Below are 12,284 nucleotides of genomic sequence, written 5' to 3'. Positions count from 1 at the left end.
CGGCATGGATGACAACGAGTACGTACCCGAGAACGACCGCCGCCCGCACCTCAACCTCGAGCGGCACCTGACGATCGGACCGCACGTCTACCAGCTCACCGCGTCCGGCACGGGCGACGAGCGCATCGGCCTGTCTTTGGTCGGCTGGGGCCCCACGGGCGAGGTGGTGAGCGAGATCAGCGGAGGGATCTCACCCGCCGACCTCGCCCCGGTGGCGGACGCGCTGACCTCGACCCTGGCCGGCCTGGCGGCGCTGCGACGGCAACGCCTGTCGTCGGTGACACCGGCGCAGGCGACGTCGGGGGAGCGGCCGAAGCGCCACCGCAATCAAGGCACTCGGTGGTCGGCCGAGGACGACGAGCGGCTGGTCGCGCGGCACCGGGCGGGGACGAGCCCGAGGGAGCTGATGGAGGAGTTCGGTCGCAGCCGGGGAGGCATTCTCGCCCGGCTGGAGCACCTCGGCCTCATCACCGCTGACGGAGTGCCGATCGCCGCGTCGGAGGAAGGCGGCCCCGGCACGGGGACGGAGGTGGTCGCCGAGGCGGCGTGATGCACCCACGCTGCACCCGGAGGTGAGCTCAGGTAGCCCCGCACCCACCCGATTCCTCCAGGTACCAGCGGACGGCTCCGCTGGTGAGCGGGCCCGGGCGTACCCCCCTCGGCGTCCGGGCCCGCTCAGCTTCCCGCAGGCGGAAAGGGTGCGCCGTGGTCACACCGGGGCCCAAGGGTCTGCACATCGGCATCGACACGGAGAAGGTCGTCGTGTCGCCCGGCCCGCTCAAGATGCGCACCGGCCGGGCCCGGCGGGTCCGCTGGGGTTCTGTCACCGAGGTCGTGCCGGTCGCGCCCAGTGGACGCAGCCGTCAGGACCGGATCCGGTTCGCCTCTCAGCTCACTCTCGTCCTGGTGATGCTGTCGGCGGTGCTCAGTGCGCTCGGCATCGCCTGGTGGCTGGCGGCGGGTGGCTCGGTCGCGCTCGTCGCTTTCGTGGCGGTCGAGCAGGCGCGGGCCGCCCGTACCGCGATCATCGCCATGCCCAAGGGCGACCGCGCCCACGTGCTCGTCGCCGCTGAGGAACGGGCCGCGTTCGAGCGGGCGTTCGCGGTGGCCAAGCGGGTGCGGCGCACCTGGCCCGCGCTGCGGCACATGATCGACTCCGACGACGCGGATCGCAGCCTGTCGGCGGCGCTGGAGGAGCTCGCCGCCATCATGGCCCGCCGCCAGCAGATCCGCTGCCTGCGGGAGGAGCTCGCGCAGGCCACCCGGCACGACCTGCCGGCGGACAGCCCGGCGGTGCAGGCCCTGGCCGAGCAGCGGCTGCGGGTCGAGGCGCTCTGGCGGTCCACGGCCGGCGCGGCCAACCGCATCCTGGCCAGCATCAACGCCGCCGCGCTGGCGGGGGAGAACCTCATCCGGGAGCAGCGCATCGGCGATACCGCCCGCGAAGCCGAACTGGCGATCTCGCGGCTGACGGCGGCGGGCCCGCCCCGCACGGAAGCGGGCCCGGAGCTCGCCGAACGCACCGCCGCGGTGATCGCCGCCTACCGTGAGCTGGCCTCCGGCCGCTGACGACCGCCGCCCGTGACGAGGCGGTCCGGCTGACCCAAGAGAACGTCCGCAGGCCACAAAGCGGCTCTCCGGCCGTCGGGGCTCGGCCGTAGGTCTCGGCTGACCCGGGCCGTGGAAGTGGCCGGCGGATCCGCACCGAACCGTCAGGAGCGGAAGTTGTCCGCGTTGGCGCGGGCTTTCGTGCCCAGATCCGCCAGGTGCCGCGCCGCCCCCTGCAACGACTCCGGCACCAGCCGGTAGAACGTGTACCGCCCCCGGGGTTCGGCCTCGACCACCCCGGCCTCTCGCAGCTGCTTCAGATGGCCGGACACGTTCGGCTGCTTGGCCCCGGTCTCCGCGACCAGGTAGGCCGTACAAGCCGGGCCGCCCGCCAGAATCTCCACCACCTGCGCCCGCAGCGGATCAGCCAGCAGCCGCACCGCATCAGATCCGGCCGATATCAGCGAATCCTGATGCGACGGTGTCGCGGAAGACGTCAGCAGGCCACCCAGCAGGTTCATCGCGTCCTTCTTGACCCAGTAATAGACCCAGGTCCCGCGCCGCTCGCAGTCCACCAGGCCGGTCTCGCGCAGCACCCGCAGGTGATGCGAGATGGTCGCGCCCGTGACCTCGAACGCGTCCGTCAGGTCGCAGACGCAGATCTCCGTCGTGGCCGCGATCAGCGACAACAGCCGCAGCCGCACCGGATCGCTGAGCGCCTTGAACATCGGCGCCAGCTCGACCGCGGCCTGCGGGGCGAGCGCCTGCGCCGACAGGGGAGGGCAGCAGGCCGCCGCCGGCGGGATCTCGACCACGGGAAGAACAGACATGCGGATAGCTTGACACTCGTCTAAGTCCGATGCAAGGTGAGGGAGGAGTTAGACCACTGTCAAGCAAGAGGAGCTAGGGGCTATGGGCGAGAAGTGCTGCGGAACCACCGAGGCGACCGTGGACCAGCACAGTGAAGCATCAGGCATGGCTGATGAGCGGGCGGCGCTGCCGGTTGTCGTCATCGGTGCCGGCCCGGTGGGGCTTGCCGCTGCTGCTCAGCTACGGGAGCGGGGCCTCTCCTTCCGGCTCCTCGAGGCCGGTGCCGGCCCGGCCGCCGCTGTCCGCAGCTGGGGACACGTCCGACTGTTCTCCCCGTGGCGCTATAACATCGACGCCGCGGCGGCCCGTCTGTTGACCGACGCCGGCTGGGTGCGTCCCGCCGACGACCAGCTTCCCACCGGCGCGCAGCTGGCCGCCGACTATCTGCAGCCGCTCGCCGATCTGCCCGGGATCAAGCCGCACGTCCGCTACGGCGCCCGCGTCGTGGCGATCACCCGGCTCGGCCTCGACCGGATCCGTACCGCCGGCCGCGCGACCGCGCCCTTCCTGGTCCGCCTGGCCGACGGCGAGGACATCCTGGCCCGCGCGGTCATCGACGCCTCCGGCACCTGGGGTACGCCCAACGTCCTCGGCACCTCCGGCATCCCGGCACACGGTGAGGCCGGGGCGGCCGCGTTCCTGGAGTCGGCGCTGCCCGACGTCCTGGGACGCGACCGTGAGCGGTTCGCCGGCCGGCACACGCTGGTCGTCGGAGCCGGGCACTCCGCGGCCAACACGCTGCTGGCCCTGGCCGAGCTCGCCGGGCAGGTTCCCGGCACCCGGGTGACCTGGGCGATCCGGGCCACGGACCCGGCCCGCAGCTACGGCGGCCAGTCCGCCGACGCGCTGCCGGCCCGCGGTGCGCTGGGCAGCCGGCTGCGCGCCCACGTCGAGAGCGGCGCGATCACGCTGCTCGGCGGTTTCGGCGTCCAGCGGGTCACGGCCCGGCCGGACGGCACGGTTGAGGTCTCCGACGGCACCCGTACGGTCACCGCCGATCGGATCGTGTCGGCCACCGGTTTCCGGCCGGACCACTCGATCGCCGCGGAGCTGCGGCTGGATCTGGACCCGGTACTCGGTTCGACCCGCGCGCTGGCTCCGCTGATCGACCCCAACGAGCACTCCTGTGGCACCGTCCCGCCGCACGGCGTCGACGAGCTGGCGCACCCGGAGCCGGACTTCTACGCCATCGGGGTGAAGTCCTACGGCCGCGCGCCGACGTTCCTGCTCGCCACCGGCTACGAGCAGGCCCGTTCCGTGGCCGCCGCGCTCGCCGGTGACTGGACCGCGGCCCGGGACGTGCAGCTCGACCTGCCGGAGACCGGGGTCTGCAACAGTGACCCGATCGACGGCGACGCCGGGCGCGGGCTGGCCACGGGAGTCGCCGGCGGCCTGCTGTCCGCGCCGCTCGCCCTCGTCTCCGCGTCGGCCGGGGACAGCCCGGCCGGCAGCTGCTGCGGGTGACCTGGGAACGCCCCGGCCCGGTGGCCGCCGATCCCGCGATCGGCGGTCACCCCGGGACCCGGGTGCGTGCCCGCCGCACGGTCGCCGCGCTCGCGATCACCCAGACCGTCGGCTACGGCACGCTCTATTACTCCTTCGCGGTTTTCCTGACCCCGCTCGCCGCCGAGCTGCACACCACGACAACCGCGATCACCGGTACGTTCACCGCCTCCGTCCTGGCCGCGGCGATCCTGGCCGTGCCGGTCGGCCGGTGGCTGGACCGGCACGGCGGCCGCGCGCTGATGACCGCCGGCTCACTGCTGGGCGCACTGCTGCTGGTGGCCTGGTCGCAGGTGGACAGCCTGTGGCAGCTGTACGCGGTCCAAGTCGGTCTCGGCGCCGCCGGTGCCGCCAGCCTCTACGAGGCCGCCTTCGCCGTGGTGATCGCCTGGCACACCGCGGCCGAACGCCCGAACGCCCTGCTCGTGGTCACCGTCGTGGCCGGCTTCGCCAGCACCGTCTTCCTGCCGCTGACCGGCCACCTCGTGGAGCAGTACGGCTGGCGCACCGCCCTGCTGATCCTCGCGGCCATCCAGGCGCTGCTCACTGTCCCGTTGCACGCGATCGTCCTGCGTCCCGCCGCGTCCATCGCCCGCGCGGCCCGGGCCCCGTTCCGTCCCGACCGGGCGTTCTGGCTGCTCGCGCTGGGTTTCACCGCCAACACCGCGGCCATCTCCCTGATCACCGTGCACCTGGTGGCGGCCTTGCTGAGCTGGGGTCATCCGCTGTCGTTCGCGGCGACGACCGCCGGGCTGTTCGGGCTGCTGTCGGTGACCGGCCGGCTGGCCACCACCGCACTGCAACGCCGGTTCCGCACCGCCACAGTCGTCGCCGCCGTCTTCACCGTGCAGGCCGTCGCGGTGGCCACGCTGCCGTTCACCGGCCGCACCGCGGTGGGGGCCGTGGTCGGCGTGGTCGGCTTCGGGCTCGGCTTCGGCGTCGCCACCATCGCCAAGCCGGTGCTGCTCGCCGACCGCTACGGCACCCGCCGCTACGCCACCATCGCGGCGATGCTGGTCGTGCCGGTGACGATCGCCAAGGCGACCGCCCCGCTGGGCGCCGCGGCGCTGCTGACCCGCGCCGGCAGCTACACCAGCGTCTTCCTGGCGACCGCCGGCCTGTGCACCGTCGCCGCGGCAGCCCTGCGGATCACCCAAGAGCCGTAACCGCCGATCCGCGGATCACCCAAGAGCCGTGACCGCCGATCCGCGGATCATTCAAGAGCCGTGACCGCCGGCCCGCGGATCACCCGAGTGCCGCGACGGCCCGGGCGGTGTCCTCCATGATCAGGTCGGCGTTGAGCTGGGCGCCGACGTGCAGGCCGGCGGCGGCCGCGCTGACCACCTGGGCCATCTGGTCGGTGACGTTGCCGGCGACCCAGACCCCGGGCACTTCGGTACGCCCGTTCGGCTCGGCCACCACCGCGCTGCCGAAGTCGTTGTCGGTCGCGGTCAGGCCCAGGGACGGCAGCGGTTCGGCGTTGGCCAGGAAGCGGGGGGCGACGACCAGGGTGTCGCGGGCGACCGCGGTGCCGTCGGTCAGCCGTACCCCGGTCAGTTCGCCGCCCTCGGCCAGCACCTCGGCGACCTTCTCGGTGACCACCGTGATGCCCCGGGCGGTGAGCTGCCGGGCCTGCTCGGCGTCCGGCTCGGGCGCGGTGTGCAGGAACAGCGTGATGTCGTCGCTCCACTGCCGCCACATCAGCGCCTGGTGCAGAGACATCGGCGACGAGCCGATGATGCCGATGGCCTGGCCGCGCGCCTCGTAGCCGTGGCAGTACGGGCAGTGGATCACGCTGTGCCCCCAGTGCTCGCGCAGGCCGGGGATGTCGGGCAGCTCGTCGGTGAGCCCGGTGGTGACCAGCAGGCGCCGGGCGGCGTACGAGCGGCCGTCGGCCAGCGTCACGGTGAGCAGGTCCCCGTCGCGGCCGGCCCCGGTCACCCGGCCGTCGACGATCTCGCCGCCGTAGTGCCGTACCTCGCTCTGCCCGGCCGCCCGGAAGTCGGCCGGCGCGATGTCGTCGCGGGTCAGGTAGTTGTGGATGCCGTCGGCGGGCGCGTTGCGGGGCTCGCCCGCGTCGATCACCAGCACCGACCGCAGCGCGCGGCTCAGGGCCACCGCGCCGCTCAGTCCGGCGGGCCCGCCGCCGATCACGATCACGTCGTATGTCATGGCTCCACGGTCGCCCCAACCGGCGAAAAGTGGCAAGCTTTGTTGCCATGACGGCAAACGACGACGTCCTCGCCGCGGTCGGGCCCCGGCTGCGCGCGCTGCGCCAGGAGCACGGGACCACGCTCGCCGCCCTCTCGGAGACCACCGGGATCTCGGTGAGCACCCTGTCCCGGCTCGAGTCCGGGCAGCGGCGGGCCACGCTGGAGTTGCTGCTGCCGCTGGCCGGGGCCTACCGGGTGCCGCTGGACGAGCTGGTCGGCGCCCCGCCCACCGGCGATCCGCGGATCTACGCCCGGCCGCTGCGGCACAGCAGCGGCCAGACCATCCTGCCGCTCAGCCGGCAGGCCACCGGCCTGCAGGCTTTCAAGCACATCATTCCCGCCGGGCCGCGGGCGGTGCCGGACCCCAAGACCCATGAGGGGTACGAGTGGCTGTACGTCCTGCACGGCCGGTTGCGTCTGGTGCTCGGCGAGCACGACCTGGTCCTGCCGGAGGGCGAGGCGGCCGAGTTCGACACCCGGGTGCCGCACTGGTTCGGCAGCGCGAACGGCGACGCGGTCGAGTTCCTGAGCATCTTCGGCCGCCAGGGTGAGCGGATGCACGTCCGCGCCCGCTCGACCCGCTCCTAGGGCCTACCAGCGCAGCGGCAGCGTCGCGAGGTACGCCGCCAGCCGGTCGGCGATCACCTGGTGGTCGCGCAGGGACGGGTGCCAGTGGCAGCCGCCGTAGTCCAGCCCGGCGCTGTCGTAGTACCAGTAGCGGACCCGGCTGTCGCCACGGTCGTTGCTCTCCTGGACGACCTGCCGCGCGGTGTCGGCGAACGCCGTGGTGCCGGAGACCGCCGTCGCGCTCACCACGATGATCGTCCGGGGGCCGTAGCGGGCCCGCAGCTTGTCGAGGAAGCCCAGGTAGGCGGTGCGGTACGCGGCGATCAGGCTCTCCGGCGTCCACTGCTCGCCCGGGTTGATCGCGGTGGAGAAGTCGTTGATGCCCAGGCCGACCACGACCAGCTGGGGCCGCCACCGGCCCGGCCGCCAGACGTCGCCGTCCACGCTGAGCAGTGCCCGGTCGTAGTAGGTGCGGTAGCTGGTGCCGGGTTCGCCGCCGTTGTAGTTGCGCACCATGCCCCGGCCGGAGAAGGCGTTGAGCTGGTAGTCGGCGTGCAGGCGCCGGGCGGTGAGGGCACCGAAGCTCAGATCCGCGTTCGTGGTCCGGTTGACCTCGTCGCCGGTGCAGTCCCGGGACGCGGAAAGGTTGCCGTAGCCCGCGGTGTAGGAATCACCGATGAACTCGATCTGCCGGTGCCGGGGCGGGGGACCGGGCAGGATCGCGCCACCGGCCACGGGCACGAATCCGCCGAACTCGCTGACCGCCCACGGGCTCTCCGACCGTTTGACCAGCCGGACCCGGTGCGTTCCGGGGGTCAGGTCGCGCACCCAGTAGGTGGTCCGGCCGGGCATGACCAGGGTGGCGACCGTCGCCCCGTCGACCTGCACGTCGTAGTCGGCGGCGGCGTCGTCGAGGACGATCCCGACGCCGGTGCCCCGGAAGCGGCCCTCGAAGTAGACCCCGGGCCAGCTGTACCGCAGCGCGTCCGCGTCCGCGTTCGCCTCGACGCGCCCGGCGGTGTGCACAGGGGACAGCGCGGCGGCGGGACCGGCCGGCGGGGGTGCCGCGCCGGCGCTTGTGGACAGCAGCAGGGCCGGCAGCAGGGCGGCGGTCAGCAGGGTTCCGGTCAGACGGCTCGGTCGCACGGGCTCTCCTCCAGGTCACTCCCGGGCTAACTCATTCGTGACCGTCGATGCCACCACTGAACCGGTCAAGTGTCAATGGGGCAGGGCCTTCGCGAACCAGTGGTCGGCGTACAGCCGGTCCTGGTGCGGCGGGATCTCGGCATAGCCCTCGGCGGCGTACATCGCGCGCGCCTCGACCAGGTCGTGCCGGGTGTCCAGGCGCAATGTGCGCAACCCCTGGTCACGGGCCACGTCCTCCACGGCGGCCAGCAGGCGTCGGCCGATGCCGAGGCGGCGGTACGGCGGTGACACGTACATCTTGGTGATCTCGCCGGTGCGCTCCTCGGCCCGGCGCAGGCCCACGCACCCCACCTCGACCCCCTCCCGGTACGCGACCAGCAGCACCGCCACGTCGTCGGCGGGCTCGTCGGCGAGGGCCTCGTCCACGGCGGACGCCGGCATCCGCCGGCCGTGGTAGCGGTCCACCATCTCCGCCAGGTAGGACCGCACGAGCGCGACGGCTTCCGGGGCATCCACGGCCACCGGCCGGATCGAGATCATGGGTCGGATCCTGCCGCCGCGACCGCCGGACGGCGACCCGATTTGGATCACCCGGTCGCCGGGCCGGCCGCCGATCGGGCGAACTTCGGCGCAGCGTGATCAGGTGTTCACCCATTCGGATGACTCGACTACCTCAAGGTAGGCAAATACGTTGTCAACTGACATGAGTGCCCCCGACCATGCCCGGCTACCGTCCGCCCCATGGATCCTCGATCCGGGCGACGGCCAGTTCGCGGCGTCCGGTGGGTCCCGCTCAGGCCGCCCGGCGAGCGGTCGACATCTGTCGGGGCACAATCACCGCGGCGGGGGGCTGTGGCCGTCGGCCGAGGACTTCCAGCGCGTCCAGCAGCATCGTCTGGACGACCGCCGACTCGGGCAGCTGCCAGCCGGTCTGCTCCGGGGAGACGGCCCAGCGGACCGGGCCCTGCGGGGTACGGCTCGGTGCCGCCGGGATCCACGAGCCGCGACCGTGGCGCAGCACGTCCAGACAGGACCCGAGTTCCGGCCGCACTTCCGCTCCCGGGCGTACCAGGAACATCCAGCGCCCGGACGGCGTCACCACGACCGGACCGCGGGCGTCTCCACTCGCCGGGCCGAGGACGCCGGTGTGCAGGCGCACCGCGCCCAGCACCCGCAGGCCGACGGCCGCGGGCACCTCCAGCACGTCGAACTTCCAGCCGGTGGCCAGCAGCACCGTGTACGGCCGGCGGTGCCACCAGCGCGCCACCCGCGCGGGATCGGTGCTGGAATCCTCCTCCCAGGACTCGATGGCGGGATGGCAGCCCATGATCGGGCAGCCGGCCCGGCCGCAGGCGAAGCGGTGACCGGCCAGATAGGCGCCCGGGGTCACGGCCCAGCCGTGCGCGGCGTACCGCAGGGCGGCCCGCCGCAGTCGCAGCCGATCAACGTACTCCCATGGGCCGATCGGCCATCGGTTGCTCCACTGCATGGTCGGAATACCTCCGATCCGGCACTAGTGGCCGCTATAGCAGTCGCAACTGCCGTTACCAAGCTCGACACGCCTCGTTTGTCGGGGCAGATCACGTATTGCAACTTGCATGAGAAACTATCGAGCATCGGTGGGCAGACGATCACACAACCTGTGCGACCCGCACAGAGGAGTGAGGTCCACACTGCAGCTGACACACCGCAATGCTCACCGGCGGGGGTCGCCGGATGAGTGGGGGAGGCACCGTGGACGAGCTGCCGATCGGCCGCCGAGTCGCCTACTGGCGCGGCCGTCGAAAGATGTCCCAGCAGGTCTTCGCGGACCGGCTGGGAAAGTCGAAGAGCTGGGTCGACAAGGTGGAGCGAGGCGTCCGCCGGCTCGACAAGTTCTCCGTCGTCTATGAGATCGCCGACGTCCTGCAGATCGACGTCCAGCTGCTGCTGGGCAAGGACGTCGAGCGCAGGCCGGAGACGCAGAACTGCATCGACCAGGTCGAGGTCGAGGAGATCCGCGCGGCGCTGGAACGCTACGACCAGATGAGCGCGTTCTTCCACCCGGTGCCGATGGCGCCGCCCCTGGCGGAGATGCGCAAGGCGGTGAGTCACGCCTGGCTGACCTACCAGCACGCCAAGTACGGCGTCCTCGCCCGCAAGCTGCCACAGCTGCTGCGCGACGCCCAGGCCGCCGACAGCGCCCACGCCACCGGCGAGGAGGCCCGCGACGCGGCGCACCTGCTCGGGCAGGTCTACCAGATCGCCTCGTCGGCGCTGCGCAAGGTCGGCGAGCACGAGCTCTCCTGGCTGGCCGCCGACCGCTCGATCGCCGTCTCGCAACGTGCCGGCGACCAGTTGCTCGCCGGGATGGCGACGCACCGGGTCGGCATGGCGCTGCTCTCCCTCGGCCGGATCCGCTCCGCTCTCGAGGTCAACGTCAACATCGCCAACCGGCTGGCGCCGACCACGCCGGAGTCGGCCACCCCGGAGCGGCTCTCCGTCTACGGCCTGCTGCTGCTCACCGGGGCCATGGCCGCCGCGCGGATCGGCGACAGTGCCACGGTCCGCGACCTGGTGTGCGGCGCCGAGCAGGCGGCCGGCGCGCTCGGTGGCGACTACAACCACTACTGGTCGTCCTTCGGGCCGACGAACGTGGAGCTGCACCGGGCCGCGGCCGCGGTGGAGCTGGGGGACGGCGGCAAGGCGATCGAGACGCACAACCGCATCAACAAGGAGAGCTTCGCCGCCATGCTGCCGGAGCGGCGGGCCCACCACTACCTGGACATCGCGCGGGGCTACACGCAGGTCGGCGACGTGGAGATGGCCAGCGAGATGCTGCTGGAGGGCGATCGGCTGGCCCCCGCGGAGATCCGCTGCCGTCCGCTCGCCCACGAGGTCATCTCCGACGTGTTACGACGCACGCGGGGTACACCGCCGGCACCCATCGCGGAGCTGGCCGAGCAGATGGGAGTCGGCGTATGAGGTGGGTCTTCGGGTGATGAACATCAACACCTCGCCCGGCGTGCTGTACGTCCTCGTGTGCGGCTCGCCCATCGCCCGCGACGTCGGCCTGCTGGTCGACCTGGCGCAGCGGGACGGCTGGGAGGTCTGCGTGATCACCACGCCGGACGGGCGCAAGTTCATCGACGCCGCCGCGCTGCAGGCCCAGACCGGTCACGCGGTGCGCAGCTACTACAAGAACCCCGGCGATGACGACCTGCTGCCGCCGGCCGACGCGATGATCGTGGCCCCGGCGACGGTCAACACGATCAACAAGTGGTCCGCCGGCATCACCGACACCCTGGTGCTCGGGCTGCTGGTCGAGGGATACGGCTTCAACATCCCGACGGTCGTGGTGCCGTACACGAACCGGGTCATGGCACTGCACCCGACGTTGCACGAGAGCATCACCCGGCTGCGCAGCTGGGGCGTTCAGGTGCTTTACGGCGACGACGTCGTACGCCTCGGCGGACCGGGACAGAACGACCGTTTCCGGAGCCAGTTCCCATGGCGGCGAGCGCTGCAGGCCCTGCACACCCGTTTCCCGTCCGACAACCGAGTCGAGCCCGGAGCCCGCTCCTGAAGCTGGGTAGAGTGGGCGGCCGTGAGCGACACTGCCCTACCCCCGCCGACAGTCCGTGACATGGTGGGCGCCCTCGACGCCCGATACCCGCGTGCCTGGGCCGAGCAGTGGGACAGGGTGGGCCTCGTCCTGGGCGAGTTCGACACCCCGGTCAGCACGGTTCTCTGCGTGGTCGACTGCGTCCCGGAGACCGTCGAGGAGGCGGTCGAGGCCGGGGCGAGCCTGATCGTCGCCCACCACCCGCTGCTGCTCAAGGGCGTCTCGTCGGTCGCGCCGGACACCTACAAGGGCCGGATCGTGCACCGGCTGATCAAGGCCGACGTGGCCCTCTACGTCGCGCACACCAACGCCGACGTGGCGAATCCGGGTGTCTCCGACGCGCTCGCCGCCCGGCTGGATCTGGTCGATCCGCGCCCGCTGGTCCCGGCCGCGCCGGGCAGCCCGGCCGCCGGCGCGGGGCGCGGCGTGGGCCGGGTGGGCGAGCTCGCCGCCCCGATGCCGCTGGCCGAGCTGACCACCTTCGTCGCTCGCCGGCTGCCGCCGACCGCCGCCGGGGTGCGAGCCGCGGGCGACCCGCGAAGACTGATCCGTACGCTCGCCGTCTGCGGGGGAGCGGGCGACTCGTTCCTGACCGACGCCGGCCGGGCCGGAGCCGATGCGTATCTCTGCGCCGATCTGCGGCATCATCCCGCGAGCGAGCACCTCGCCACCGGCGGTCCGGCTCTGCTCGACGCTGCCCACTGGGCCACCGAACGCCCCTGGCTCGACGAGCTGGCGGGCTGGTTGCGCGCCCAGTTCCCGGTCACGTCCCTCGTGTCCGACCTCGACACCGACCCCTGGACCGTGCACGCGGTCAGTGGAAAATAAGGAGA

13 protein-coding genes are annotated in these 12,284 nt (G+C 72.4%); 8 read left to right on the top strand and 5 right to left on the bottom strand.

Features of this window, described 5'->3' with window-relative positions; all coding sequences use genetic code 11:
- Positions 1 to 4: 4 nt before the first annotated feature.
- On the top strand, positions 5 to 550 hold the full coding sequence (locus AB0C12_RS16055; RefSeq protein WP_360548419.1) for a hypothetical protein: 546 nt from the start codon (positions 5 to 7) through the stop codon (positions 548 to 550).
- Positions 551 to 705: 155 nt separating this feature from the next.
- Positions 706 to 1,569 carry a hypothetical protein gene (locus AB0C12_RS16050; protein WP_360548417.1) on the top strand — a complete coding sequence of 288 codons (864 nt, stop codon included), beginning with the start codon at positions 706 to 708 and terminating at the stop codon, positions 1,567 to 1,569.
- A gap of 143 nt (positions 1,570 to 1,712) precedes the next feature.
- On the opposite strand, the gene AB0C12_RS16045 is transcribed toward AB0C12_RS16050, so the two are convergent.
- Positions 1,713 to 2,378 (bottom strand): metalloregulator ArsR/SmtB family transcription factor, encoded by a 666-nt coding sequence (locus AB0C12_RS16045; RefSeq protein ID WP_360548415.1) that lies wholly within the window; start codon positions 2,376 to 2,378, stop codon positions 1,713 to 1,715.
- 145 nt (positions 2,379 to 2,523) lie between these two features.
- Here AB0C12_RS16045 and AB0C12_RS16040 point away from each other — a divergent pair, with 145 nt between their 5' ends.
- Positions 2,524 to 3,882 carry an FAD-dependent oxidoreductase gene (locus tag AB0C12_RS16040; RefSeq protein WP_360548413.1) on the top strand — a complete coding sequence of 453 codons (1,359 nt, stop codon included), beginning with the start codon at positions 2,524 to 2,526 and terminating at the stop codon, positions 3,880 to 3,882.
- A complete protein-coding gene (locus AB0C12_RS16035; protein ID WP_360548411.1) occupies positions 3,879 to 5,087 on the top strand; it encodes an MFS transporter in 1,209 nt (402 codons plus the stop codon). The genes AB0C12_RS16040 and AB0C12_RS16035 overlap by 4 nt, the downstream gene beginning before the upstream one ends.
- 79 nt (positions 5,088 to 5,166) lie before the next feature.
- Here the strand turns inward: AB0C12_RS16035 and AB0C12_RS16030 are convergent, their stop codons facing one another.
- Complete coding sequence (locus AB0C12_RS16030) at positions 5,167 to 6,093, bottom strand: NAD(P)/FAD-dependent oxidoreductase (RefSeq protein ID WP_360548409.1); 927 nt, start codon at positions 6,091 to 6,093, stop codon at positions 5,167 to 5,169.
- A 47-nt stretch (positions 6,094 to 6,140) separates the two neighbouring features.
- On the opposite strand from AB0C12_RS16030, the gene AB0C12_RS16025 reads away from it, so the two are divergent.
- Positions 6,141 to 6,722, top strand: coding sequence for an XRE family transcriptional regulator (locus AB0C12_RS16025; RefSeq protein WP_360548407.1), 582 nt, complete (start codon positions 6,141 to 6,143; stop codon positions 6,720 to 6,722).
- 3 nt (positions 6,723 to 6,725) lie between these two features.
- Here the strand turns inward: AB0C12_RS16025 and AB0C12_RS16020 are convergent, their stop codons facing one another.
- From AB0C12_RS16020 to AB0C12_RS16010, 3 genes are all read right to left on the bottom strand, one after another.
- Positions 6,726 to 7,847: an SGNH/GDSL hydrolase family protein gene (locus AB0C12_RS16020; RefSeq protein ID WP_360548405.1), complete on the bottom strand. Its 1,122-nt coding sequence runs from the start codon at positions 7,845 to 7,847 to the stop codon at positions 6,726 to 6,728.
- 72 nt (positions 7,848 to 7,919) lie between these two features.
- Positions 7,920 to 8,387 (bottom strand): GNAT family N-acetyltransferase, encoded by a 468-nt coding sequence (locus tag AB0C12_RS16015; protein ID WP_360548403.1) that lies wholly within the window; start codon positions 8,385 to 8,387, stop codon positions 7,920 to 7,922.
- Positions 8,388 to 8,640: 253 nt separating this feature from the next.
- A complete protein-coding gene (locus AB0C12_RS16010; RefSeq protein WP_360548401.1) occupies positions 8,641 to 9,336 on the bottom strand; it encodes a bifunctional DNA primase/polymerase in 696 nt (231 codons plus the stop codon).
- A gap of 245 nt (positions 9,337 to 9,581) precedes the next feature.
- Between AB0C12_RS16010 and AB0C12_RS16005 the strand changes: the two genes are divergently transcribed.
- Genes AB0C12_RS16005 through AB0C12_RS15995 form a run of 3 tightly spaced genes read left to right on the top strand, consistent with a single transcriptional unit; the run spans position 9,582 to position 12,279 of the window.
- Positions 9,582 to 10,811, top strand: a complete 1,230-nt coding sequence (locus AB0C12_RS16005; RefSeq protein WP_360548399.1) for a helix-turn-helix domain-containing protein — start codon at positions 9,582 to 9,584, stop codon at positions 10,809 to 10,811.
- A 16-nt stretch (positions 10,812 to 10,827) separates the two neighbouring features.
- A complete protein-coding gene (locus AB0C12_RS16000) occupies positions 10,828 to 11,412 on the top strand; it encodes a flavoprotein (RefSeq protein ID WP_360549040.1) in 585 nt (194 codons plus the stop codon).
- Positions 11,413 to 11,472: 60 nt separating this feature from the next.
- Positions 11,473 to 12,279, top strand: a complete 807-nt coding sequence (locus AB0C12_RS15995) for a Nif3-like dinuclear metal center hexameric protein (protein ID WP_360549038.1) — start codon at positions 11,473 to 11,475, stop codon at positions 12,277 to 12,279.
- The last annotated feature ends 5 nt before the right edge of the window (positions 12,280 to 12,284 follow it).

This window comes from Actinoplanes sp. NPDC048967 (genome assembly GCF_040649415.1).
GTDB lineage: Bacteria > Actinomycetota > Actinomycetes > Mycobacteriales > Micromonosporaceae > Actinoplanes.
This window is presented reverse-complemented; position numbering and strand designations above follow the sequence as displayed.